24 protein-coding genes and 1 tRNA gene are annotated in these 24,615 nt (G+C 64.9%); 14 read left to right on the top strand and 11 right to left on the bottom strand.

Annotation, left to right across the window (positions count from 1 at the left end):
• Positions 1 to 15: 15 nt before the first annotated feature.
• The 4 genes from AB7P10_RS00490 to AB7P10_RS00475 are packed head-to-tail and all read right to left on the bottom strand — an operon-like array spanning position 16 to position 6,134.
• Positions 16 to 1,005 (bottom strand): Tim44 domain-containing protein, encoded by a 990-nt coding sequence (locus tag AB7P10_RS00490; protein WP_428291873.1) that lies wholly within the window; start codon positions 1,003 to 1,005, stop codon positions 16 to 18.
• A 46-nt stretch (positions 1,006 to 1,051) separates the two neighbouring features.
• Complete coding sequence (gene ubiE / locus AB7P10_RS00485) at positions 1,052 to 1,783, bottom strand: bifunctional demethylmenaquinone methyltransferase/2-methoxy-6-polyprenyl-1,4-benzoquinol methylase UbiE (protein WP_428291872.1); 732 nt, start codon at positions 1,781 to 1,783, stop codon at positions 1,052 to 1,054.
• Positions 1,784 to 1,800: 17 nt separating this feature from the next.
• Entirely contained in the window at positions 1,801 to 2,214 is a 414-nt protein-coding gene (locus AB7P10_RS00480) for a gamma-butyrobetaine hydroxylase-like domain-containing protein (RefSeq protein WP_428291871.1), read from the bottom strand.
• 29 nt (positions 2,215 to 2,243) lie between these two features.
• Entirely contained in the window at positions 2,244 to 6,134 is a 3,891-nt protein-coding gene (locus tag AB7P10_RS00475; protein WP_428291870.1) for a DUF3683 domain-containing protein, read from the bottom strand.
• A 176-nt stretch (positions 6,135 to 6,310) separates the two neighbouring features.
• Between AB7P10_RS00475 and ugpB the strand changes: the two genes are divergently transcribed.
• From ugpB to ugpQ, 5 genes are all read left to right on the top strand, one after another.
• Positions 6,311 to 7,621 (top strand): sn-glycerol-3-phosphate ABC transporter substrate-binding protein UgpB, encoded by a 1,311-nt coding sequence (ugpB, locus tag AB7P10_RS00470; RefSeq protein ID WP_428291869.1) that lies wholly within the window; start codon positions 6,311 to 6,313, stop codon positions 7,619 to 7,621.
• Positions 7,622 to 7,710: 89 nt separating this feature from the next.
• Entirely contained in the window at positions 7,711 to 8,598 is an 888-nt protein-coding gene (ugpA, locus tag AB7P10_RS00465; RefSeq protein WP_428291868.1) for a sn-glycerol-3-phosphate ABC transporter permease UgpA, read from the top strand.
• 68 nt (positions 8,599 to 8,666) lie between these two features.
• Entirely contained in the window at positions 8,667 to 9,518 is an 852-nt protein-coding gene (gene ugpE, locus AB7P10_RS00460) for a sn-glycerol-3-phosphate ABC transporter permease UgpE (RefSeq protein ID WP_428291867.1), read from the top strand.
• Between the two features lie 17 nt (positions 9,519 to 9,535).
• Complete coding sequence (locus tag AB7P10_RS00455) at positions 9,536 to 10,546, top strand: sn-glycerol-3-phosphate import ATP-binding protein UgpC (RefSeq protein WP_428291866.1); 1,011 nt, start codon at positions 9,536 to 9,538, stop codon at positions 10,544 to 10,546.
• Positions 10,543 to 11,295: a glycerophosphodiester phosphodiesterase gene (gene ugpQ / locus AB7P10_RS00450; RefSeq protein ID WP_428291865.1), complete on the top strand. Its 753-nt coding sequence runs from the start codon at positions 10,543 to 10,545 to the stop codon at positions 11,293 to 11,295. Before AB7P10_RS00455 ends, ugpQ begins: the two co-directional genes overlap by 4 nt.
• Positions 11,296 to 11,307: 12 nt before the next feature.
• Here ugpQ and AB7P10_RS00445 read toward each other — a convergent pair whose 3' ends face one another.
• A complete protein-coding gene (locus AB7P10_RS00445) occupies positions 11,308 to 11,574 on the bottom strand; it encodes a hypothetical protein (protein WP_428291864.1) in 267 nt (88 codons plus the stop codon).
• Between the two features lie 49 nt (positions 11,575 to 11,623).
• On the opposite strand from AB7P10_RS00445, the gene hemA reads away from it, so the two are divergent.
• From hemA to AB7P10_RS00420, 5 genes are all read left to right on the top strand, one after another.
• Positions 11,624 to 12,925, top strand: a complete 1,302-nt coding sequence (gene hemA / locus AB7P10_RS00440; protein ID WP_428291863.1) for a glutamyl-tRNA reductase — start codon at positions 11,624 to 11,626, stop codon at positions 12,923 to 12,925.
• Between the two features lie 65 nt (positions 12,926 to 12,990).
• The gene (prfA, locus tag AB7P10_RS00435) at positions 12,991 to 14,079 is read left to right on the top strand and encodes a peptide chain release factor 1 (RefSeq protein ID WP_428291862.1); all 1,089 of its coding nucleotides are present in this window, start codon (positions 12,991 to 12,993) and stop codon (positions 14,077 to 14,079) included.
• Positions 14,076 to 14,909 carry a peptide chain release factor N(5)-glutamine methyltransferase gene (gene prmC, locus AB7P10_RS00430; protein ID WP_428291861.1) on the top strand — a complete coding sequence of 278 codons (834 nt, stop codon included), beginning with the start codon at positions 14,076 to 14,078 and terminating at the stop codon, positions 14,907 to 14,909. Before prfA ends, prmC begins: the two co-directional genes overlap by 4 nt.
• A 54-nt stretch (positions 14,910 to 14,963) precedes the next feature.
• A complete protein-coding gene (grxD, locus tag AB7P10_RS00425) occupies positions 14,964 to 15,287 on the top strand; it encodes a Grx4 family monothiol glutaredoxin (RefSeq protein WP_428291860.1) in 324 nt (107 codons plus the stop codon).
• 179 nt (positions 15,288 to 15,466) lie between these two features.
• A complete protein-coding gene (locus AB7P10_RS00420) occupies positions 15,467 to 16,471 on the top strand; it encodes an AAA family ATPase (RefSeq protein ID WP_428291859.1) in 1,005 nt (334 codons plus the stop codon).
• Between the two features lie 10 nt (positions 16,472 to 16,481).
• Here AB7P10_RS00420 and AB7P10_RS00415 read toward each other — a convergent pair whose 3' ends face one another.
• Both AB7P10_RS00415 and AB7P10_RS00410 read right to left on the bottom strand, forming a co-directional pair.
• Complete coding sequence (locus AB7P10_RS00415) at positions 16,482 to 17,111, bottom strand: lytic transglycosylase domain-containing protein (RefSeq protein WP_428291858.1); 630 nt, start codon at positions 17,109 to 17,111, stop codon at positions 16,482 to 16,484.
• Positions 17,108 to 18,853 carry a proline--tRNA ligase gene (locus tag AB7P10_RS00410; RefSeq protein ID WP_428291857.1) on the bottom strand — a complete coding sequence of 582 codons (1,746 nt, stop codon included), beginning with the start codon at positions 18,851 to 18,853 and terminating at the stop codon, positions 17,108 to 17,110. The genes AB7P10_RS00415 and AB7P10_RS00410 overlap by 4 nt, the downstream gene beginning before the upstream one ends.
• A gap of 181 nt (positions 18,854 to 19,034) precedes the next feature.
• Here AB7P10_RS00410 and AB7P10_RS00405 point away from each other — a divergent pair, with 181 nt between their 5' ends.
• On the top strand, positions 19,035 to 19,679 hold the full coding sequence (locus tag AB7P10_RS00405; protein WP_428291856.1) for an RNA pyrophosphohydrolase: 645 nt from the start codon (positions 19,035 to 19,037) through the stop codon (positions 19,677 to 19,679).
• Positions 19,676 to 20,221 (top strand): CNP1-like family protein, encoded by a 546-nt coding sequence (locus AB7P10_RS00400; protein WP_428291855.1) that lies wholly within the window; start codon positions 19,676 to 19,678, stop codon positions 20,219 to 20,221. Before AB7P10_RS00405 ends, AB7P10_RS00400 begins: the two co-directional genes overlap by 4 nt.
• Before the next feature lie 18 nt (positions 20,222 to 20,239).
• Here AB7P10_RS00400 and proB read toward each other — a convergent pair whose 3' ends face one another.
• The 4 genes from proB to rplU all read right to left on the bottom strand — a co-directional run bounded on the left by proB (position 20,240) and on the right by rplU (position 23,252).
• Positions 20,240 to 21,379, bottom strand: a complete 1,140-nt coding sequence (proB, locus tag AB7P10_RS00395) for a glutamate 5-kinase (protein ID WP_428292175.1) — start codon at positions 21,377 to 21,379, stop codon at positions 20,240 to 20,242.
• Between the two features lie 61 nt (positions 21,380 to 21,440).
• On the bottom strand, positions 21,441 to 22,514 hold the full coding sequence (gene cgtA, locus AB7P10_RS00390; RefSeq protein WP_428292174.1) for an Obg family GTPase CgtA: 1,074 nt from the start codon (positions 22,512 to 22,514) through the stop codon (positions 21,441 to 21,443).
• A 155-nt stretch (positions 22,515 to 22,669) separates the two neighbouring features.
• The gene (gene rpmA, locus AB7P10_RS00385; RefSeq protein ID WP_428291854.1) at positions 22,670 to 22,927 is read right to left on the bottom strand and encodes a 50S ribosomal protein L27; all 258 of its coding nucleotides are present in this window, start codon (positions 22,925 to 22,927) and stop codon (positions 22,670 to 22,672) included.
• A 13-nt stretch (positions 22,928 to 22,940) separates the two neighbouring features.
• Positions 22,941 to 23,252, bottom strand: coding sequence for a 50S ribosomal protein L21 (gene rplU / locus AB7P10_RS00380; protein ID WP_137917938.1), 312 nt, complete (start codon positions 23,250 to 23,252; stop codon positions 22,941 to 22,943).
• Between the two features lie 278 nt (positions 23,253 to 23,530).
• On the opposite strand from rplU, the gene AB7P10_RS00375 reads away from it, so the two are divergent.
• The gene (locus AB7P10_RS00375; protein WP_428292173.1) at positions 23,531 to 24,460 is read left to right on the top strand and encodes a polyprenyl synthetase family protein; all 930 of its coding nucleotides are present in this window, start codon (positions 23,531 to 23,533) and stop codon (positions 24,458 to 24,460) included.
• Between the two features lie 49 nt (positions 24,461 to 24,509).
• Positions 24,510 to 24,586: transfer RNA gene (locus AB7P10_RS00370), tRNA-Pro, on the top strand.
• Positions 24,587 to 24,615 lie beyond the last annotated feature (29 nt).

The following is a 24,615-nucleotide window of genomic DNA, read 5'->3' as shown; positions in this document are numbered from 1 at the left end:
GGCCGGGCTGAGCGCTTACTGCAGGGCCTGTACGCCCGCCACCAGCCAGCCGCCCGATCCACTGCGGGGCCGGGTGATGTTCCAGACCTCGCGGAACGGGTTGGGGCCGGCCGAGGCGTCCTCACGGATCAAGCCGGAGAACTCCACGCTGGCCATGTACTCGTCCTCCTGCTCCTCGATGCCGAGCAACTGGGCTTCCAGCATCACGACCTCGGTCTTGTTCGCGCTGCCGGACGCGGCCTGCTCGCGCTCGGCGAGCTGGCCACGGATCTGCTCGAGCATGTCGTCGGTCATCATGGCGCGCAGGGCGGGAATGTCGGAGCGGTCCCAGGCATCCTGCAGGCTGGTGAAGTTGGCCTTGGACGCCTTGAGGAACCCCTCGACGTCGAAGTCCGCGGGCACACCCCAGGACTGGCTGCCCTGCAGGGCCGAGCCGATCATGGACCCACTCGCGGGAGATGGCGGGCGATGGGCGGCCTCCAGACCAGCCGGGCCACTGCGCTCCCAGGGCCGGGCGGATGCGTCGTTGCCGACGTTGTGCGGCTGGTAGGTGCGCGGCGTGGCGGGGTCGAACTGCGAGTGCCCCGCGCCCTGGTAGGCCAGGTTGGCGGGCTGGGCGCGCCGGCGCATGACCATGCCGATGACGGCCATGATCACCATCGCGAGCAGCGCGAACAGCAGGAACTGCGCAAAGGCTTCGCCAAAACCCAGGGCGGAGGCCAGCCACGCCAGGCCCAGGCCGGCGGCCAGGCCACCCAGCATCGCACCCCACGGCCGCTTGGGCGCAGCCGCGGCCGGACTGGCCGTGGCTGGACGGGCGGCGGCATTCTGCGCCGGCGCCTGCTGGGGCGTGGCCTGCTGTGCGGGTGCGGCGCCGCTGCGTTGCTGCGTCACGTTGCCCGACTGCTTGCCGAAGGACAGCCCGCCACCCAGGCGCTTGGCCCAGAGGTCCTGCGAGCCCAGCGCCATCGCGCAGACCAGCACCACCGACCACAACTTGTTCATTTCATCGTCTCCTTCAAGATTGCAGAAACCGGATTTCCAATGTCACTCAGCACTTGATGCCCACGTGCAAGGCCACCACCCCGGCGCTGAGGTTGTGCACATCCACATGGCCAAAGCCAGCGCCCTTCATCATCTGCCTGAGCTCCTCCTGCCCAGGGTGCATGCGGATGGACTCGGCGAGGTACCGGTAACTGGCCTCGTCGCCCGCCACCAGCCCGCCCAGTTTGGGCAGCACGTTGAACGAGTACCAGTCATAAGCCTTCTCGAGCGGTTTCGCCACCCGGGAAAACTCCAGCACCAGCAGCTTCCCACCGGGTTTGAGCGTGCGATACATCTCGCTCAGGGCAAGTTCCTTGTGCGTCATGTTGCGCAGGCCGAAAGCCACTGACACGATGTCGAACGAATCGCTGGCAAACGGAAGCTGCTCGGCATCGCAGACCATGGTCGGCAGTACCACGCCCAGGTCGAGCAGGCGAGCGCGGCCTTCGCGCAGCATGGCCTCGTTGATGTCGGTGTGCACCACCCGCCCGGTGGCGCCGACCTTGCGCGCGAAGGCGAGCGAGAGGTCGCCGGTGCCGCCGGCGATGTCGAGCACCTGGTCACCCGCCTGGGGGTTGGCCACGGTGATCGTGTAGCGCTTCCACAAGCGGTGCAGGCCGGCCGACATGAGGTCGTTCATCACGTCGTACTTGGGAGCGACGGAGTCGAACACGCCACGCACTCGCTGCGCCTTCTCGCCCTCGTCGACCGTCTTGAATCCGAAATGGGTGGAAGCCATCGCTGAGTGGTCCTTTGTCAGTGGCTGCCGCAGGCGTGGCCACCCTTTTCTGGCATGGGCACATCCCGGTCCACTCCGGCGGCCTGCAGGCGCGAGAAATAGTCAGCCCAGAGATCGGCCTGCTTCGAGCCCAGGAAATGAAGGTAGTCCCACGAGTAGATGCCTGAGCTGTGGCCATCGGAGAACGTGGGTTGCACCGCGTAGTTGCCCACAGGCTCAAGCGCAACGATGTCCACCTCGCGCTTGCCGGTCTGCAGCACTTCCTGCCCCGGGCCATGGCCCTGCACCTCGGCCGAGGGGGAGTACACCCTCATCAACTCGAACGGAATGCGGTATTCGCTGCCGTCTGAGAAGCCGATTTCGAGCAGTCGCGACTGCTGGTGCAGCGTGATCGACTGCGGGGTCGGGGTGTTCCTGTCGAGTCCAGCCATGAGAGGTGTCTCCGTTCGGGGTGCGGGCGTCAGACCAGGACGCGTTCAATGCCGCCCTGGTTGGCCCTGGCCACGTACTCGGGCAGCCACTGCTCACCCAGGATCTGGCGCGCCATCTCCACCACAATGTAATCGGCCTCCAGCAGGCCCGACTTGAGGTCGTCGCCGTAGCGGCTCAGGCCCTGCAGGCAGCTGGGGCACGAGGTGAGGATCTTCACGTTGTCCTGCTCACCCACGGTGCCAGCGGCGCGCAGCGCGGCCTCGCCTTTCTGGATCTCTTCTTCCTTGCGGAAGCGGACTTGGGTGGAGATGTCGGGCCGGGTCACGCCCAGCGTGCCCGATTCGCCACAGCAGCGCTTGCTCTCCAGCACGTTCTCACCCACCAGCGCCTTGACGGTCTTCATCGGGTCCTGCAGTTTCATCGGCGTGTGGCAGGGGTCGTGGTACAGGTAACCGCCCTGCCCGGCCGGGAGGGTGATGCCCTTTTCCAGCAGGTATTCGTGGATGTCGATGATGCGGCAGCCGGGGAAGATCTGCTCGAACTCGTAGCCCTGGAGCTGGTCATAGCAGGTGCCGCAGCTGACCACCACGGTCTTGATGTCCAGGTAGTTCAGTGTGTTGGCCACACGGTGGAAGAGCACCCGGTTGTCGGTGATCATCTTCTCCGCCTTGTCGAACTGGCCGCTACCGCGCTGCGGGTAGCCGCAGCACAGGTAACCCGGCGGCAGCACGGTCTGCACACCGGCATGCCACAGCATGGCCTGCGTGGCCAGGCCCACCTGGCTGAACAGGCGCTCGGAACCACAGCCCGGAAAATAGAACACCGCCTCGGTCTCGGCCGTGGTAGCCGCCGGGTTGCGGATGATGGGCACGTAGTCCTTGTCCTCGATGTCGAGCAGCGCGCGCGCAGTCTTCTTGGGCAGGCCACCGGGCATCTTCTTGTTGATGAAGTGGATCACCTGCTCCTTGACGGGAGCGGGCCCCAGCGTGGCCGGTGGCGCGCTGGTCTGCTTGCGCGCGACGCGCTTGAGCAGGTCGTTCGCCAGGCGCTGGGCCTTGAATCCCGCGCCCACCATGGCGCCGCGCACGAATTTGATCGTCTCGGGGTTGGTGGCATTGAGAAAGAACATGGCGGCGGCGTTGCCGGGCCGGAAGCTCTTCTGGCCCATCTTGCGCAACAGGTTGCGCATGTTCATCGTGACGTCGCCAAAGTCGATCTTCACCGGGCAGGGCGAGAGGCATTTGTGGCAGACCGTGCAATGGTCGGCCACGTCTTCGAACTCTTCCCAATGCCGGATGCTGATGCCGCGGCGCGTCTGTTCCTCGTACAGGAAGGCTTCAATCAGCAACGAGGTGGCCAGGATCTTGTTGCGCGGGGAATAGAGCAGGTTGGCGCGCGGCACGTGCGTGGCGCACACGGGCTTGCACTTGCCGCAGCGCAGGCAGTCCTTGACGCTGTCGGCAATGGCGCCGATGTCGCTGCGCTGCATGATCAGCGACTCGTGCCCCATGAGACCGAAGCTGGGCGTGTAGGCGTTGGAGAGATCTGCACTGCGCAGGCTGGTGTCCTGTGCCAGGGCGGTTGCGCCGAAGTCGCGCAGCAGCTTGCCCTTGTTGAAGCGGCCTTCGGGGTCGACGCGGCCCTTGTACTCGGCGAACGGCCGCAGCTCCTCGTCGGTCAGGAACTCCAGCTTGGTGATGCCGATGCCGTGCTCGCCAGAGATTACGCCATTGAGGCTGCGGGCCAGCACCATGATGCGCGCCACGGCTGCATGGGCACCCTGCAGCATCTCGTAGTCGTCGCTGTTGACCGGGATGTTGGTGTGCACGTTGCCATCGCCGGCGTGCATGTGCAGGGCTACCCACACCCGTCCCTTGAGCACCTTCTGGTGGATGGCATTGCATTCAGCCAGCAGTGGCGCGAAGGCCGCGCCGGTAAAAATGTTCTGCAGCGGCGCACGCAGCTGGGTCTTCCAGCTGGCACGCAGGCGGTGGTCCTGCAGCTGCGGAAACAGCGTGTCCACGTCGCGCAGCCAGCCAGCCCACTGCGCGCGCACCTCGCGCACCAGGGCCAATGCCTGCTGCACGCGGTCCTCCAGCAGTTCGGCGCTGGGGATATCGCTGGCATCGTCGGTCTTGCCCAGAGGCAGGTTGCCCCGGGTGAAGAAGGTTTCCAGCGCCTCGCACAGCTTGATCTTGTTGCGCAACGAGAGCTCGATGTTGATGCGTTCGATGCCCTCGGTGTACTCGCCCATGCGTGGCAGCGGAATCACCACGTCTTCGTTGATCTTGAAGGCGTTGGTGTGCTTGCTGATGGCGGCCGTGCGCTTGCGGTCCAGCCAGAACTTCTTGCGCGCTTCGGCGCTGATGGCGACAAAGCCTTCGCCGCTGCGCGAGTTGGCCAGGCGGATCACCTCGCTGGTGGCGCGCGCCACGGCGTCGGCATCGTCACCCACGATGTCCCCGACCAGCACCATCTTGGGCAGCGTGGCGCGCTTGCTCTTGGTGGCGTATCCGACCGCCTTGAGGTAGCGGTCGTCCAGGTGCTCCAGACCGGCCAGGATGGCACCACCCGGGCGCTTCATCTCGCCGAACATGAAGTCCTTGATGTCGACAATGGAGGGCACGCAGTCCTTGGGGTTGCCGAAGAACTCCAGGCACACCGTGCGCACGTGCTGCGGCATGCGGTGCACCACCCAGCGCGCGCTCGTGATCAGGCCGTCACAACCCTCCTTCTGGATGCCCGGCAGGCCGCTGAGGAACTTGTCGGTGACGTCCTTGCCCAGCCCTTCCTTGCGAAACGTCTTGCCGGGAATGGCGAGCTGTTCGGTGCGCACCGGCGTCGTGCCGTCGGCCTCGAAGTAGTTCAATTCGAAGGTCGCCACGTCGGCGTCGTGGATCTTGCCCAGGTTGTGGTCCAGCCGCGTGACCTCCAGCCACTGCGCCTGCGGCGTGACCATGCGCCACGACACCAGGTTGTCCAGCGCGGTGCCCCAGAGCACGGCCTTCTTGCCGCCCGCATTCATGGCGATGTTGCCGCCTATGCACGAGGCCTCGGCGGAGGTGGGGTCGACCGCAAACACATGGCCTGCGCGCTCGGCCGCATCGGCCACGCGCTGCGTGACCACCCCGGCCTCGGTCCAGACCGTGGGCAGCGGCTGCTCGTGGCCCGGCACCTTGACCCACTCCACCTCGGTCATGGCTTCGAGCTTCTCGGTGTTGATGACCGCGCTCTTCCACGTCAACGGAATGGCGCCACCGGTGTAGCCGGTGCCACCGCCGCGCGGAATGATCGTCAACCCGAGTTCGAAGCAGCCCTTGACCAGTCGGGCCATCTCCGCCTCGGTATCGGGCGTGAGAACCACGAAGGGGTATTCGACGCGCCAGTCGGTTGCGTCGGTCACGTGCGAAACGCGCGAGAGTCCGTCGAACTTGATGTTGTCCTTGGCGGTGAGTTTGCGCAGCACCTTGGTGGCACGCTGGCGCAGCGCGGCCATGTCCTCGAACCCGCGCGAAAAGCGATCCACCGCCGCCCGTGCCGCGGTGAGCAACTCCGCAACCAGTTCGTCGCGCGCCGCGTCGTCGTTCGGCGTGCGGCGTTTCTGCACCTCACCCAGGCGGTGGTGCAGGGCGTCCACCAGTTGCTGGCGGCGTTTGGGGCTGTCGAGCAGGTCGTCCTGCAGATAGGGGTTTCGCTGCACCACCCAGATGTCGCCCAGCACCTCGTAAAGCATGCGCGCCGAACGGCCGGTGCGGCGCTCGCCCCTGAGCTCGTCCAGCAAGCGCCAGGCACGCTCTCCGAGCAGGCGCAGCACGATCTCGCGGTCTGAAAAGGAGGTGTAGTTGTAGGGAATCTCGCGCAGACGCGGCGCATCGTCGGTGGGAGTAGCGAGCAGCGAGAGCGGCGTGGGAGCGTTCATGTGTGTGGCAGTCGCCAGCATGACAGTAATGAACCCAAGATGGTACCGCAGCGCAACATACACCCTCGCCCCTCATGGAAACCCCTGTTGTCACGCCCGGGAAACGTCGGTGCAATCGTTTCGTCACAAAAAGACCATACCCTACCGGGCTACCGTTACCCATCCAAGGAGCATCCATGCGCAAGCATTTCATTCCCCTGACCAGCGCCCTGGCGCTCGCCGCCGCCATGAGCGGTCCGGCCCATGCCCAGACCGAAATCCAGTGGTGGCATTCCATGACCGGTGGCCTGAACGACTGGGTGCTGGATCTGGCCAACGGCTTCAACGCCAGCCAGAAGGACTACAAGATCGTGCCGACCTACAAGGGCACCTACGACGAGACCATGCCGGCCGCCGTGGCCGCGTTTCGCGCCGGCAATGCGCCGCACATCCTGCAGGTATACGAAGTCGGCACCGCCACCATGATGGCGGCCAAGGGCGCGGTCGTGCCGGTGGGCAAGGTGCTGGCGGACGCGGGCTACAAGTTCGACCCCAAGGCCTACATCCCGGCCGTGGTGGGTTATTACACCGCCCCCAACGGCCAGATGCTGAGCTTTCCGCTGAACAGCTCCACCACCATCCTGAACTACAACAAGGATGCGTTCAAGAAGGCCGGCCTGGATCCCAACCAGCCGCCCAAGACCTGGCCTGAACTGGTGCTGGCCGCCGCAAAACTCAAGGCCTCGGGCGTGAGCTGCCCCTTCACCACCAGCTGGCAGGGCTGGACCCAGCTCGAGAGCTTCTCCACCTGGCACAACACCGAGTTCGCCAGCAAGAACAACGGCTTTGGCGGCACCAGTTCGCGCCTGACGGTCAACAGCCCGCTGCACGTGCGCCACATCGAAAACCTGGCCAACATGGCCAAGCAGGGCCTGTTCGTCTACCGCGGCCGGGGCAACAAGGGCGATGCCCCGTTCTACTCGGGCGAGTGCGCGATGCAGACGGCGTCGTCATCGTCCTACGCCAACATCAAGAAGAACGCCAAGTTCGACTTCGGCATCGCTCCCCTGCCCTACTACCCGGACGTGGCTGGCGCGCCGCAGAACACGGTGATCGGTGGCGCGTCGCTCTGGGTCATGGGTGGCAAGAAGCCCGCTGAGTACAAGGGCGTGGCCGCGTTCTTCAACTACCTCACCAACGCGGAGATCCAGGCCAAGAGCCACCAGCGCACGGGCTACCTGCCGATCACGCTGGCGTCGTTCGAACTGACCGAAAAGTCCGGCTTCTACAAGCAGAACCCCGGCACCGACGTGGCCGTCAACCAGATGATCCGCAAGACGACGGACAAATCGCGCGGCATCCGCCTGGGCAACTTTGTCCAGATCCGCGCCATCGAGGACGAAGAGCTCGAACAGGTCTGGGCAGGCAAGAAGTCGGCCAAGGAAGCGCTGGACGCCATCGTGAGCCGGGGCAACGAACAGCTGGAACGTTTCCAGAAAGCCAACTGAGCACGATCCGGTCGGGCCTCGCGGCCCTCCGTTATCCTCTCGCCTCCCCCGTCCGGTGATCCGGGCGGGGGTTTTCTGATTCAAACACCGTGGCTTCTGAAAAACGCGTCGTCTTCCGCTCGACCTGGCTGCCGTGGGTGCTGCTGGCCCCCCAGGTGGCGGTGATCGCCATCTTTTTCTTCTGGCCGGCCGCGCAGGCGCTGCTGCAATCGTTTCAGCAGTCCGACGCGTTCGGCCTGTCCACTGAGTGGGTGGGTCTGCAGAATTTCGCCAATCTGCTGGACGACCCGACCTATCTCGCCTCGTTCAAGATCACCGCCATCTTCTCGGTGCTGGTGGCGGGCCTGGGGATCGGCATCTCGCTGCTGCTGGCGGTCTTTGCCGACCGCGTCGTCAAGGCCACGCTGGTCTATCGCACCTTGCTGATCTGGCCCTATGCCGTGGCACCGGCTGTGGCCGGCGTGCTGTGGCTGTTCATGTTCGCGCCGTCCATCGGCATCGTTTCCTATGCCCTGCGCGGTCTGGGCTTCGAGTGGAATCACCTGCTCGACAGCGACCACGCCATGGCGCTGATCGTGATCGCGGCCGTCTGGAAGCAGATTTCCTACAACTTCCTGTTTTTCCTGGCCGGTCTGCAGAGCATCCCGAAGTCGCTGATCGAAGCCGCCGCCATCGACGGTGCCAAACCCTGGCGGCGCTTCTGGTCGATCCAGTTCCCGCTGCTGTCGCCCACCACCTTCTTCCTGTTCGTGATCAATGTGGTGTATGCCTTCTTCGATACCTTCGCCATCGTGGACGCCGCCACCGAGGGCGGGCCGGGGCGCGACACCGCCATCCTGGTCTACAAGGTGTACTACGACGGTTTCAAGGCGCTGGACCTGGGCGGTTCGGCCGCGCAGTCCGTGGTGCTGATGGTGATCGTCATCGCATTGACGATCATCCAGTTCCGTTTCGTCGAAAAGAAGGTGCAGTACTGATGCCCATCATTTGCCACGTCTCGCCGATCCGGCCACCACAACGCCACGCGCGGGCGGGGAGTCGCTGAATGGTTGAGCGCAATCGCTGGCTGCGCGTGCTCTCGCACACCGTCCTCATCCTGGGCGTGTTCGTCATCGCCTTTCCCCTGTACGTGACCTTCGTCGCCTCCACGCAGACCGCATCCGAGATCCTGCAGGCGCCCATGTCGCTGTGGCCGGGCAGCCACCTGATCGAGAACTACATCGCCGCCCTGCAGGGCACCGGCATGGGTGCGGCTTCGAATGCGCCGGTCGGCCGCATGATGATGGTCAGCCTGATCACGGCCCTGGTTATCGCCATCGGCAAGATCGCGATTTCACTTCTGTCGGCTTTCGCCATCGTGTACTTCCGGTTCCCGTTCCGCATGTTCTTCTTCTGGGCCATCTTCGTCACGCTGATGCTGCCGGTGGAAGTGCGCATCGGACCCACTTACGCGGTGGTGGCCAACCTGGGCATGCTCAACACCTACGCGGGTCTCACGGTGCCGCTGATCGCCTCGGCCACAGCAACCTTCCTGTTCCGGCAGTTCTTCCTGACCGTGCCAGACGAACTGGTGGAGGCCGCGCGCATGGACGGCGCCGGGCCAATGCGTTTCTTCAAGGACGTGCTGGTGCCCCTGTCCACCACCAGCATCGCGGCCCTGTTCGTGATCCAGTTCATCTATGGCTGGAACCAGTACCTGTGGCCGCTGCTGGTGACCACGGAGGAAACCATGTACCCGGTGGTGATCGGCATCAAGCGCATGATCAGTGGCGGAGACGCCGCGACCGACTGGAACATCGTCATGGCCACCGCCGTGCTGGCCATGATCCCGCCCGCGCTGGTGGTCATCCTCATGCAGCGCTGGTTCGTCAAGGGCCTGGTGGACACCGAAAAGTAACGAGAACCCACAACAACATGGCATCCATCCAACTCAAGGACGTGGTCAAGCGGTACCGCACCGGCAAGACCGAGCTGCAGGTCATCCATGGCGTCAACGCCGAGATCGCCGACCGCGAATTCATCGTCATCGTGGGGCCCTCGGGCTGCGGCAAATCCACCCTGCTGCGCATGGTCGCCGGGCTGGAGGAAATCAGCGGTGGCGACATCTCCATCGGGAACCGGGTGGTCAACGAACTCGAGCCGGCCGAGCGGGACATCGCCATGGTGTTCCAGAACTACGCGCTCTACCCGCACATGACCGTGTTCGACAACATGGCCTACGGGTTGAAGATCAAGAAGGTGCCGCTGGAAGAGATCAAACAGAGAGTGGACAAGGCTGCGGCCATCCTGGAGCTGGGTCACCTGCTCACGCGCAAGCCGCGCGAACTCTCCGGTGGGCAGCGCCAGCGCGTCGCCATGGGCCGCGCCATCGTGCGCCAGCCGCAGGTGTTCCTGTTCGATGAGCCGTTGTCCAACCTGGACGCCAAGCTGCGCGCCCAGACCCGACTGGAGATCCAGAAACTGCACCGCGAACTGGGCATCACTTCGCTGTTCGTCACACACGACCAGGTCGAGGCCATGACGCTGGCGCAACGCATGATCGTGATGAACGCCGGCCGCATGGAGCAGTTCGGCACGCCCGAAGAGGTGTACTCGCGCCCGGCCACCACCTTCGTCGCCAGCTTCATCGGCTCGCCGCCCATGAACCTGCTCAGGAACGCGCCGGGCGGGCGGGCGGGCAGCCTGCTCGGCATCCGTCCCGAGCACATCGATCTGGGCGACAGCGGCTGGGCGCTCCAGGTGGAGACCGTGGAACTGCTCGGCGGTGAACGCCTCGTGCATGCGCGCCTGGGCGACGAGACGCTCATCATCCGCACGCACGAAGACCAGGGCTCTCCCGCCATCGGCAGCACCGTCCACGCGAAGCCGCGCGAAGACCGCGTCCACTGGTTCGACGCGCAGACCGGGCAGCGGATCGGACCATGACGCAACCGGGGGCGCCGTGGCCCTATCCGCGCTGGGTTGCGCACCGGGGCGCCGGTCGTCTGGCCCCGGAGAACACCCTCGCCGCCTTCCGCCTGGGCGCCGCCCACGGCTACCGCATGTACGAATGCGACGCCAAGCTCAGCGCTGACGGCGTGGTGTTCCTGCTGCACGACACCACACTGGAGCGCACCACGAACGGAACCGGCGTGGCGGGGCATCTCGCCTGGAGTGCCCTGAGCCAGCTCGACGCCGGAAGCTGGCATTCGCGCGCGTATGCCGGTGAACCCCTGGCCACGCTGGAGGCGGTGGCCTGCCACTGCCAGGCGCAGGGCCACTGGCTCAATATCGAGATCAAGCCGACTCCCGGGGCCGAGCTGGACACCGGCCGCGCGGTGGCCAGCGCGGCGGCCCGCCTCTGGCAAGCGGACGCTGCACGCGCGCCCTTGCTGACCTCGTTCCAGCCCGATGCCCTGGCCGGTGCACTCGAAACCGCTCCACACCTGCCGCGTGGGCTGCTGCTCGACACACTGTGGAACGGCTGGCTGGACACCGCGCGATCGCTGGACTGCGCGGCCGTGGTGTGCAATCACGCCCTGTGGGACGCGACGACCGTGGCCCAGGCCCGGGGTGCCGGGCTGCGCACGCTGGCCTACACGGTCAACGACGAATGGGCCGCCCAGCGGCTGCTGGGCTTCGGACTGGACGGCATCATCACCGACCGGGTCGACCTGTTTCCGCCCGGGCGCTGACGCAGGGCGCGCTCAGCGCCGGTGCAGCCACCAGGCCAGCGTGCCCTGCACGAACACCAGCGCGGCATAGGTCGCGATCTTGCCGTCGCGACCGAAGAACACCAGCCCGCCCAGCAAGACCGCCACACCGGCCACGACCAGCATGAAGGCCTCCAGCCGGGCGCCTCGGCGCGCGCGGCCGGCACGGCGCAGGCGGGGCACTGTCCAGAGGAGCCCAGCCACAAACAAGGCCGGCGCCATGAAGCTGGCGATGTGCACCAGAAAGGCCCAGGGCGTCATTCGGAGTGGGCGGCGGCGTGCATAAGGGTTCAATTTTATAATCACGTGCATGTCTGTCTGGGCCCTCGGCATCAACCACAACACGGCTCCGCTCGATCTGCGGGGCCGTTTTGCGTTTGCGCTCGATCAGATCCAGCCCACACTCGACGGCTACCGGCAAAGCCTGGCGCGACAACCGGAAGCGACTCTGCTGTCCACCTGCAACCGCACCGAGCTCTATGGCGCGGGTGACCAGTCGGCGGTCGACCCGACGCTGGAGTGGCTGGCCCGCACCGGCGGTGTGAGCAGCCACGTGCTGCGCGACCATGCCTATGTGTTGCGCGACGACCAGGCCGCGCGCCATGCGTTTCGGGTGGCCAGCGGCCTGGACAGCATGGTGCTGGGCGAAGCACAGATCCTTGGCCAGATGAAGGACGCCGTGCGCGCCGCCAGCGACGCCGGTGCCCTGGGCACCACGCTGCACCAGTTGTTCCAGCGCTCCTTTGCCGTGGCGAAGGAGGTGCGCAGTTCGACCGAGATTGGCGCGCATTCGATCAGCATGACCGCCGCCGCGGTGCGCCTGGCCTCGCAGCTGTTCGAGGACCTGCGCGACATCCAGGTGCTGTTCGTGGGCGCGGGCGAGATGATCGAACTGGCCGCCACGCACTTCGCGGCACGCAACCCCAAGAGCATGGCGATTGCCAACCGCACGCTGGAGCGCGGTGAAAAACTCGCCAGCCGCCTGGGTGCCCAGGTGATGCGTCTGGCCGAGGTGCCCGATCGCCTGCACGAATTCGATGCCGTGGTCAGCTGCACCGCCAGCACCCTGCCTATCATCGGACTGGGCGCCGTCGAACGCGCGCTGAAAAAACGCCGCCACCGCCCCATGTTCATGGTCGATCTGGCCGTGCCGCGCGACATCGAGGCCGAAGTCAAGGGCCTGCCCGATGTGTACCTGTACACCGTGGATGACCTCGCCACGGTGGTGCAGGCCGGCAAGGACCACCGCCAGGCCGCCGTGGCACAGGCCGAGGCCATCATCGACGCGGGCGTGCTCAGCTTCATGCACTGGATGGAGCAGCGCGACCCGGCCCACGGCGTGGTGCCGCTGATCCAGCAGATCAACGCCCAGGCCGACGCCTGGCGCACCATCGAACTCGCGCGCGCGCGCCGCCTGCTCGCCCGGGGCGAACCGGTCGAGGCCGTGCTGGAGGCGCTTTCGCGTGGCCTGACACAGAAGATGCTGCACGGCACGCTGGCCGAACTGCACACCGGCGACATGGCCGCGCGCGCGGCCACCGCGAACACCGTCTCGCGCCTTTTCCTGCGCGACGAGCTGCCCAAGACCCCGCGCGGCCCCGCGCAGAACTAGCTGGACCGGGCCGTCCAGGCCGCGTGGGTGCACCCGCGCTGGCCTGAGCGGGTCGCCACAACCCCATGAAACCCTTTGTCCGAGACACCCTGCTGCGCCAGCGAGCCCGCCTGCACGAGCTCGACGCCCTGCTCTCCGCGCCCGATGTGGTCGACCAGATGGACCGTTTCCGCGCGCTGAGCCGCGAACACGCCGAGGTCTCGGTCGTGGTCGACGTGTTCAACCGCTATCTGCAGCGCGAAGCGGACGCGGCGTCGGCCAGGGAGATGGTCAACGACCCGGACATGGCCGAGATGGCGCAAGAAGAGATCGAGGCGGCCGCGGCCGACATGGAACAGCTCGATACCCAGTTGCAGCAGCTCCTGCTGCCCCGGGACCCCGACGACGAACGCAACGCCTTCGTGGAAATCCGCGCCGGCACGGGAGGCGACGAGTCCGCCCTGTTCGCTGGCGACCTGGCGCGGCTGTACACCCGCTACGCCGAGCGCCAGCGCTGGCAGGTCGAAACCGTGAGCGAGTCGCCCGGTGAACTTGGGGGCTACAAGGAGATCGTGCTGCGCGTGGCCGGCCCCGGCGCCTACGGCCGGCTGCGTTTCGAGTCCGGGGGCCACCGCGTGCAGCGCGTGCCGGCGACAGAGACACAGGGCCGCATCCACACCAGCGCGGCCACCGTGGCCGTGATGCCGGAGCCCGATGAAACCCAGGCGGTACAACTCAACCCGAGCGATTTGCGCATCGACACCTACCGCGCCAGCGGCGCCGGTGGCCAGCACATCAACAAGACCGACTCCGCGGTGCGCGTGACCCACCTGCCCACCGGCATCACCGCCGAATGCCAGGACGGTCGCTCACAGCACAGCAACAAGGCCAAGGCGTTGCAGGTGCTGACCGCGCGGCTGCAGGAGAAAGAACGCAGCGAGCGCGCGGCCGCAGAAGCCGCCACGCGCAAGGGCCTGATCGGCAGCGGCGACCGCAGCGACCGCATCCGCACCTACAACTTCCCGCAAGGCCGCGTCACGGACCACCGCATCAACCTCACGCTCTACAAGGTGCTGCAGGTGATGGAGGGCGACCTTGACGAAGTGATCCACGCACTGCAGGTGGCGCGTGGCACCGAGCTGCTGGCCGAGCTCGAACAGCGCAACGGGTCATGACGCTGCGCCAGGCGCTTGCGCGCCTTCACCAACAGGGCTTTGACCGGGTGGACGCGCAGATGCTGCTGCTGCTGGCGCTCGGGCGCAGCGCGCACGATCGCGCCTGGTTGGTGGCGCACGACGACGACGCGCTGGGCGCTGGGGCCACTGAGCGACTGGACGCGCTGGCACGACGCCGCGCTGACGGCGAGCCCATGGCCTATCTGCGGGGGGACCAGGAATTCTTCGGGCTCACGCTGCGGGTGGACGCGCGTGTGCTCGTGCCCCGCCCCGACACCGAAACGCTGGTGCGCTGGACGATCGAGCACATCGACCACTGTCCCGCACCCGCGCACGTGCTCGACCTCGGTACCGGCAGCGGCGCCATCGCGCTTGCCCTCAAGGCCCAGCGTCCCGAAGCCCGTGTGTTCGCCACCGATGCCAGCGACGCCGCCCTGGCCGTCGCGCGGTCCAATGCCCAGCGCTTGCAGCTCACCGTGGATTTCCATGCTGGCCACTGGTTCGGCGCCCTGCCCGGGCAGCGCTTTGACGTCATTGCCAGCAACCCTCCCTACATTGCCGAGGGCGACGCCCACCTGGCCGCACTCGGGCACGAACCCCTCTCGGCCCTGACGGCAGGCAATGACGGCCTGGACGACATCCGCCATATCGTCGCGCATGCCCCGGCGGCCCTGCATCCTGGCGGCTGGCTGCTGCTGGAGCACGGCCACGACCAGGCCGAAGCGGCTTGCGCCCTGCTGCGTGCCGCCGGTTTCGACCAGGTCCGAAGCCGCGCCGACCTGGCAGGCATTGCCCGCTGCAGCGGCGGGCAATGGCCGCAGCGGCGATAATGTAGGTCGTTTCCGGGTCCGCCGAGGCCCGTTTCGCAGAAGGATCTTTCAGCCATGAGCGACGCGCAAACCCGAATCGACCAGTTGGTCAAATCCCACGACATCGTGTTGTTCATGAAGGGCAACGCGAGCTTTCCCATGTGCGGCTTCTCCGGCCGGGCGATCCAGATCCTCAAAGCCTGCGGCGTCGAGCCCCGCACCCTGACCACCGTCAATGTGCTGGAGGACGACAGCATCCGCCAGGGCATCAAGGAATACAGCAACTGGCCCACCATCCCGCAGCTCTACGTCAAGGGCGAGTTCGTGGGGGGGTCGGACATCATGATGGAGATGTACCAGTCGGGCGAGCTGCAGCAGGTCATCAGCGGCCAGACCTGATCCCGAAGCCGACACCAGGCGAAGCCACCTCCGGGTGGCTTCGTGCTTTCTGATTGCGTCTTTTCGCACACGCCGTGGCGATCCATCCGTATGCGGCGGGTTTGGGTTGCTTTTCGGTTTGGCGCGCCGGCACGTCTTGTGCTTGAATGAAATCGTCGCCGAACCCTCAGGAGAACCGCATGAGCTCACACAGCCTGGTCGCTTCACCCTCCCTTGGCCTGCCCATCGCCCAGATGCGCAGCGTGTTCAGCACCGACGAGGTCGAGCGCAAGCTGGCCAATCTGCAGGCCAGCGGCAACGAGCGCGACTACGAAAGCCTGCGCAACACCTGGCAGCGCATGCTCGAACGCGGGCCGCAGCGCTTCGCCGTCAAACCCTCCGGCGTGCCCGACATGGCGCCGCTCTACGACCTGCTGCCCAACTTCGGCGACGTCCTCGATGACGTGAAGCGCCACGTGGCGCTGAGCCAGGACAGCCGAGACAGCCTGGAGGTCACACCCATCCTTTTGCTGGGCCCCCCGGGCGTGGGCAAAACCCATTTCGCGCGCCAGCTCGCCGACCTGCTGGGCACCAGCATGAGCCTCGTTCCCATGAGCTCCATGACCGCGGGCTGGCTGCTCTCGGGTTCGTCCTCGCAATGGAAGGGCGCCAAGCCCGGCAAGGTGTTCGAGGCCTTGGTTGACGGTCAGTACGCCAACCCGGTGATCGTGGTGGACGAGATCGACAAGGCCGCCGCAGACGCGCAGTACGACCCACTGGGCGCGCTCTACAGCCTGCTCGAGCACGACACCGCACAAACCTTCGTGGACGAATTCGCCGAGGTGCCGATCGATGCCAGTCAGGTGATCTGGGTCACGACCGCCAACGACGAGCGTGGCATCCCCGACCCCATCATGAACCGCATGAACGTGTACGAGATCGCGCCGCCCTCGCCCGAGGCCGCGCGCAAGATCGCCGCACACCTCTACCGCGGCATCCTGGGCGAACACGACTGGGGCCAGCGCTTCGACCCCGAGCCGGCAGACGACGTGCTGGACCAGCTCGCCGCGCTGGCGCCCCGCGAGATGCGACGCGCGCTGGTGACGGCCTTTGGCAACGCGCGACTGGACAACCGCTACCGTGTCGAGCCCGACGACCTCCCACGTGCGGGGGCGGGCAAGAGTCGCATCGGCTTCATCCAGTGAATCCCTTCGATCAGGCGTCGGGGTGCGCCCAGTTTTTCGCGGCCGCGTACACCGCGTTCGGGTACGCGGCCCTGCCGCGGCTGCCGTTGTAGCGGCCCAGCGCGAGAAAGGTGTCTCCGCGCTCGCGGTCGAGGTAGTGGCGCAGGATCACACATCCAAAGCGCAGGTTGGTCTGCATGTTGAACAGCCGCCCGACGTCTCCGTCACCGATCAGGCGCGACCAGAAGGGCATGATCTGCATATAGCCTCGCGCGCCCACACGCGAAATGGCGAACTTCCTGAAGGCGCTCTCCACCTGCACCAGCCCAAGCACCATGGTGGTGTCCAGTCCCGCACGCCGGGTTTCGTACCAGATGGTTTGCAAGAACTCGATGCGGGTCTGGAAGTCAGGCTTGCGGCGCTTCAGGCGATCACTGGTAGCGCCCAGCCAGCGCAGGTACGCCAGGCGCTTCTCCAAGTCGGTGAATTCGGGCACCGGCGGCGCGCTGTTGGAGATGGCGGCGCTGAGTGCACCACGCACGGAATCGGCCAGCGGTTCTTCGAGCTGTCCGCCTGCCCGGGACTGAATCGGCAGCGCGGACAACCCCAGCGCACCTGTGGCGAGCAGGCAGTCCCGTCGCGACCACGGCAAGGGTTTCATGCCGCCAGTTTGCCCTTCAGAAGCTCCAACACCTCGCCAACCGCGACCTGGGTGGCCGCTGCATCGCGGCGGTGCTGGTACTCGACCTGCCCGGCCTTGAGACCACGGTCGCCGATGGTGACGCGGTGCGGCACGCCGATGAGTTCCCAATCTGCAAACATGGCGCCCGGCCGCTCGCCTCGGTCGTCCAGGATCGCGTCGATGCCGGCGGCCATCAGATCCGAGTAAAGCTGCTCGGCGGCGGTTTTGACCTCGGCGCTGCGGTCCATGCCGATCGGGCAGATCACGACGGTGAACGGCGCCAGCGCGTCGGGCCAGATGATGCCGCGTTCGTCATGGTTCTGCTCGATGGCCGCAGCCGGCAGGCGCGTGATGCCGATGCCATAGCAGCCCATTTCGAGAAACTGCGGCTTGCCAGCCTCGTCCAGGAAGGTCGCGTTCATGGCCTTGCTGTACTTGGTGCCGAGCACGAAGATGTGGCCCACTTCGATGCCGCGCTCGATCGCCAGCACACCCTTGCCATCGGGCGAGGCGTCGCCCTCGACGATGTTGCGCAGGTCGGCCACGGCATCGGGCTCGGGCAGATCGCGACCCCAGTTCACCCCCGTGAGGTGGGCATCCTCCTCATTGGCACCGCAGATCCAGTCGGCCATTACCGCGGCTTCGCGGTCGGCCACGATCTTCACGGGCTTCTTCAACCCGATGGGGCCGAGGTAGCCCGGCCGGGTGCCGAAGTGGTCGACGATCTCGGGCACCGTGGCAAAGCGAAAGCCGTTGTCCAGACCCGGCACCTTGCCCACCTTGACCTCGTTCATGTCGTGGTCGCCGCGCAGCAAAAGCAGCCAGACCTGGCTTTTGACGATCTCACCCGCCTCGTTGAGCTCGTCGGTGGCGAGCACCAGCGACTTCACCGTGGTCGCCAGCGGCACGCCCAGCAGCGTAGCCACATCCGCGCAGGTGCTTTTGCCTGGCGTGGGCATCCTGACCATGGGGTTGGCAGCCGCCGGGCGTGGCCCCACCGGCGCCAGCGCCTCGGCCTTCTCCATGTTCGCCGCATAGTCGCTGGTGGGGCAGTACACGATGGCGTCCTCCCCCGTGGCCGCGATGACCTGAAACTCCTCGCTCAAATCGCCACCAATGGCGCCGCTGTCGGCCGCCACCGCGCGGTAGCGCAGTCCAAAGCGGTCGAAGATCGCGCGGTAGGCGCCCGCCATCACCTGGTAGCTCGCCTTTGCGCCGTCCAGGTCGCGATCAAAACTGTAGGCGTCTTTCATGATGAACTCGCGGCTGCGCATGACGCCGAACCTCGGGCGGCGCTCGTCGCGGAACTTGGTCTGGATGTGGTACAGGTTGCGCGGCAGCTGCTTGTAGCTGCGCAACTCCTGTCGGGCGATGTCGGTCACCACCTCCTCGCTCGTTGGCTGGATGATGAAATCCCGGTCGTGCCGGTCCTTCACCCGCATGAGTTCGGGCCCCATCTTGTCCCAGCGACCGGTTTCCTGCCAGAACTCGGCCGGCTGCACCACGGGCATGAGCAGCTCCACAGCGCCCGCCCGGTTCATTTCCTCGCGCACGATCGCTTCCACCTTGCGGATCACGCGCAAGCCCATGGGCATGTAGCTGTAGATGCCAGCACCCAGCTTCTTGATCAAGCCGGCGCGCGTCATGAGTTGGTGACTGACGACTTCCGCGTCAGCCGGCGCTTCCTTGAGGGTGGTGATCAGGAATTGGGAGGCTTTCATGGACGAGCGAGGTTCTGCCAGCAGGCAACGGTTGGAGAAACAAGGGTGGAACCGGGAGAAACAATCCGTCACCGACACCGGGAGGACCACCTGCGCCGGACGTCGCTACAGGTGTGTGGTCACTTCGCAGCGCGCCGTGCGCGATGCATAATGAACACAGTTTAAAAATTTGGGGTTGATTATGCTTGACAGAGAAGGCTTCAGGCCCAATGTCGGCATCATTCTGCTCAACCAGCGAAACCAGGTGTTCTGGGGCAAACGCATCCGCTCACACTCCTGGCAGTTTCCGCAAGGTGGCATCGACAGGGGCGAGACACCCGAGCAGGCGATGTACCGGGAGCTGCACGAGGAAGTGGGGCTCTTGCCCGAGCACGTGAGCATCGTGGCCCGAACGCGGGACTGGTTGCGCTACGAAGTGCCGGACCGTTTCATCCGCCGCGACGCGCGTGGCCACTACAAAGGGCAGAAACAGATCTGGTACCTGCTGCGCTTGATCGCACAGGATTGGAATCTCAACCTTCGTGCCACCAGCCACCCCGAGTTCGACGCCTGGCGCTGGCACGACTACTGGGTGCCACTGGACGTGGTGGTGGAGTTCAAGCGCGGCGTCTATGAAATGGCGCTCACCGAACTTGCCCGCTACTTGCCCAGGAACGACACCCGCAACCGTTTTCTGCGAGGGGGCACGCGCCATCGGCACGATGAAGGCGCGCAGACGCCCGCACCTGTCTCGGAAGCCCCTCGCGGTCTTGAGTTGCCTCCGGGGGCCAGTTTTGACCCCGATCCGCAAAGCGGCGCAGTCCCCACCCAGACACCCTACAAATGATCCATGCCTTTCACCAGGCGCTGCGCGGTAAAGCCTGCCTCGCCGTCAGCGCACTGACCTTTTGTTTTCTGTGCGCGTCTCCAGTTACAACGTACGCCCAGACCAGCGACCCTGACACCAAACTGTGGCAGGAGGCTGAGGTGGCTCCCCCGGCAAGGTTCAGAATCGACCGCCTGCAAATGTTCGAGGTCAAGCGGGACTCCGCTCTGGCCTATGGCATCGATCCCGAGACGCTATCCGTAGGAGACGATGGCGTGGTGCGCTACGTGCTGGTCGCGCGCAGTTCCAGCGGCGCGCTCAATGCGTTGTACCAAGGCATCCGCTGTGAGACTGCCGAGGTCAAGACCTATGGACGCTGGGACAACCGGGACAGCTGGAACACCGACTCCAAGGACGAATGGCAGACGTTGTCGTTCAGCGGATTCACCCGCCCCGCGATGATGCTGGCCCGCGCGGGAATCTGCGAGGGCCGCACGGTCTCGGGCGACACCCGGAAAATCCTGCGTATCCTGAAAAACGGTCGACCCAACAGCACCCCGTAACAGCGCCAGAACACGGGCTCAAGCCCGTGTCAGCACGAGGTTGTCGCGGTGGATCATTTCGTGCTCGGCCAAGTAGCCCAGCAAGCGTTCGAAGTCGGCGGAAGACTTGCGGCAAATGAGCCTCGCCTCGCTGCTCGCATAGTTGGCCAGTCCGCGAGCCACTTCCAGTCCCCGCGCATCGCGCACGGCGATGACGTCGCCACGGGAGAACTCTCCCTCCACCGCGGTCATGCCAATCGGCAGCAGACTCTTGCCCTCACCAACAATCTTGCCGACTGCGCCATCGTCCACCAACACAGCGCCACGCAACTGGAGATGGTCGGCAATCCAGCGCTTTCGCGCCTGATTCTTCGGCGTCTGCGCCACCAGGCAAGTACCGATGGCCTCGCCCCCCGCAAGTCGCAGCAGCACATCGGACTCCCGCCCCCAGGCAATCACGGTGGACGCGCCCGAACCAGCTGCCCGTTTGGCGGCCAGTATCTTGGTGATCATGCCGCCCTTGCCAATACCTGTTCCAGTCCCGCCAGCCATGGACTCCAGGCGCACATCACCAGCGCGCGCCGTATGCACAAACTGCGCTGCCGGATCCCGGCGCGGATCCGCGGTGTACAGGCCTTTCTGATCAGTAAGGATGACCAGCACGTCTGCTTCCACCAGGTTAGCCACGAGCGCACCGAGTGTGTCGTTGTCGCCGAACTTGATCTCATCGTTCACGACCGTGTCGTTCTCATTGATCACCGGCACCACGCCCAATTGCAACAGGGTCAGCAAGGTCGAGCGTGCGTTCAGGTACCGTTCACGATCAGCCAGATCGGCGTGCGTCAGCAGCACCTGGGCACTGCCAACGCCGCAGCCGCGCAGCTTGGTCTCGTACATCTGCACCAGGCCCATCTGACCGACCGCTGCCGCCGCCTGGAGCTCGTTGACTTCCCTGGGTCTAACGCTCCAACCCAGCCGCTTCATCCCTTCGGCCACCGCGCCACTGCTGACCATGATCACCTCGCGCCCTTGTTGCACAAGGCCCGCGAGCTGCCGACTCCATTGCTCAATGGCTTCTTCGTCCAGCCCGCGTCCGTCATTGGTTACAAGACTGGAACCCACCTTGACCACAATGCGGCGCGCCGCCTTGCACACCGCGACCGGTGCAGCACCGGACATGTTCAGCGCATCACCGAGTTGCGCGGAAAAAGTGGTGTCCATGAAGCCAGATCCTTTGAATTCAACGCGAGTCCGTGCCATCCACGAAACGCGGATCCACTTCAACCGGCGCCTGCTGCGACTGGTGCATCTGCGCAATGTGCTGATACACCTTCTGCACCAACAACTCGCAACCTTCGCGGGTGAGTGCCGAGATTTCGAACACCGGACCCTTGTACTTCAGGCGCTTCACGATGTCCTTGACGCGCTGTTCGCGCGACTCGGCAGGCACCATGTCCAGCTTGTTCAATACCAGCCAGCGGGGTTTTTCGTACAGTTTCTGATCGAACTTCCTGAGTTCGGCCACGATGGCCCGGGCCTGGACCACGGGGTCGACACCTTCGTCGAACGGTGCCACATCAACCATGTGCAGCAACAGGCGCGTGCGCTGCAGGTGGCGCAGAAACTGGTGACCCAGGCCCGCACCCTCGGAGGCTCCTTCGATCAGGCCAGGAACATCAGCGACCACGAAACTTTTCTCTGGACCAACACGAACCACCCCCAGGTTGGGATGCAAGGTCGTGAACGGGTAGTCGGCGATCTTGGGACGCGCATTGGATATGGCCGAAATCAGGGTGGACTTGCCCGCGTTCGGCATTCCCAGCAGTCCAACGTCGGCCAGCACCTTGAGTTCCAGCCTGAGCGAGCGCTTCTCACCCGGCCAGCCTGGCGTCTTCTGGCGAGGCGCCCGGTTGGTCGAACTCTTGTAGTGCATGTTGCCGAAACCACCGTCTCCCCCTTTGGCGATGGTGATCTGCTCGCCTGGCTGCAGCAGTTCAAACAACACTTCCCCCGTCTCGGCGTCGGAGATGATGGTGCCGACCGGCATCTTGAGCACAATGTCATCGCCCTTGACGCCGAACATGTCCGAGCCTTTGCCATGCTCACCGCGGTGCGCCTCGAAGCGACGGGTGAATCGAAAGTCGACCAAGGTATTCAGGCTGGCATCAGCAACGGCATAAACGTGCCCGCCGCGACCGCCATCCCCGCCATCGGGGCCGCCGAACTCTTTGTACTTCTCGTGCCGGAACGACGCGCAGCCGTTGCCACCATCGCCCGCAGCGACATCGATCATGGCTTCGTCCACAAATTTCATGACGTGTGTTCCAGCAAAAGAAGCCGCCCGTAATGAGCCCAACAACAGGCCCGCCCCAAACAAAAAGCCCGCTCAGGCGGGCCTTTTGAATTCGACACATCACCTGTGTCCATCACACCGCCCGGATTCTTACATCGAGCAGCAGAAAAGTCCCGTCAAACGGGGGTGATGCTGACGACCTGGCGATTCAGTGCGCCCTTGACCGCAAAGGTCACGTGGCCGTCGACCGTGGCGAATATCGTGTGATCCTTGCCCAAACCCACGTTCAGGCCAGGGTGGAACTTGGTGCCCCGCTGACGCACGATGATCGCGCCCGCGCTGACCAACTCGCCACCAAATGCCTTCACACCGAGCATCTTGGGCTTGGAATCGCGCCCGTTTCGCGTTGAGCCGCCGCCTTTTTTCTGTGCCATGTTGACTTACTCCTCAGGCTGCGATCGACGCAATCTGCAGCTCGGTGAAATTCTGCCGGTGACCCTGGCGCTTCTGGTAGTGCTTGCGACGGCGCATCTTGAAGATGCTGACCTTGTCGTGCCTGCCGTGGGCCAACACCGTGACCGTGACCGTTGCGCCGGAAACCAAGGGAGTGCCAACCTTGATCTCGGTGCCGTTGCCGACAGCCAGAACCTGGTCAAACACGATCTCTTGGCCCACATCCGCAGCAATCTGTTCTACTTTGATTTTTTCGCCAGCAGCAACACGATATTGTTTGCCACCGGTTTTTATGACCGCGTACATATGAACCTCTTGAGTGAATTCCACGAATGGAACCCGGTGGACGAAATTCCGCCGAGCCCAAAATTCTAGCACGTGATCGCCTTGGCGACAAGCTGCGACTCCCGGCGGCCTTACAAGCGGCCCGCAGTTACAAACGCGAATCTGGATCAGGCTGTCGCCCGCTCCTGGACTTCCTGGCTTTCTATAATCGCTACCCTCTTCAAGCGCCTCGCAAGCATCCCATCTTGTCCACCTCCGCCGCCCAAGCCTTCAACCCGCTGGAGTTGATCCAGTCCGACATGCTGCAGGTGGACCAAGTCATCAGCGAGCGCCTGACGACCGAAGTCCCTCTGGTACGCGAGGTAGCGCAATACATCATCTCCGCTGGCGGCAAGCGTCTGCGACCCGCTTTGCTACTGCTGGTCAGTGGCGCCATCCAGAGCCAGAATCCCCAACGCCACGCTCTTGCTGCGGTGGTCGAGTTCATTCACACAGCCACGCTGCTGCACGATGACGTGGTCGATGAATCTACCCTTCGCCGGGGCCGCGAGACCGCCAATGAACGCTTCGGCAACGCGGCCAGCGTCCTGGTTGGCGACTTCCTGTACTCACGGGCGTTTCAAATGATGGTGGACATCAACAACATGCGTGTGATGCAGGTGCTGTCCGATGCCACCAACGTGATTGCAGAGGGCGAGGTGCTGCAGTTGATGAACATGCACGATGCACGGATCGATGAGGCTGCCTACCTGCGTGTGATTCGCTCCAAGACCGCCAAGCTCTTCGAGGCCAGTGCCCGACTGGCGCCGATCCTGGCCGGCGCCGATGCCCGCACCGAGGCATTGTGCGCACAATACGGACAGGCCCTCGGCACAGCCTTTCAGGTCGTCGACGACGTGCTTGACTATGAAGGCAGCACCGACGAATTGGGCAAGAACCTGGGAGATGATCTGCGAGAGGGAAAGGTCACCCTACCCATCATCTGCGCCCTTCGTGCTGGCAACGAGGCGCAGCAAACGCTCATTCGACGGGCGATTGAAGAGGGCGATCTGGCCCATCTGGACGCCATCCGGGACATCATCCTCCAAACGGGTGCGCTGGATGCCGCCAGAACCAGCGCGCATGCCGAAGCCCGGCGCGCCATCAACGCGGCAAAGCAATTGCCGGTCAATGCCTACAGCGCGGCTTTGCTACAATTGTCGGCTGGCTTGCTTGAGCGACGATCTTAGGCGGCTTGGGGCGGTTCTCAGCCGCCTTTTGATCGACCAGCAGGTCCATCGGGGTGTAGCTTAGCCTGGTAGAGCGCTACGTTCGGGACGTAGAGGCCGGAGGTTCGAATCCTCTCACCCCGACCAGATTCTTCCCCTTCAGCGCAACCTCGTCC

It is taken from the genome of Hydrogenophaga sp. (assembly GCF_050182545.1).
Taxonomy (GTDB): Bacteria; Pseudomonadota; Gammaproteobacteria; order Burkholderiales; family Burkholderiaceae_C; genus Hydrogenophaga.
The sequence above is the reverse complement of the archived record's forward strand: the minus strand, read 5'-3'. Positions and strand labels throughout refer to the sequence as shown.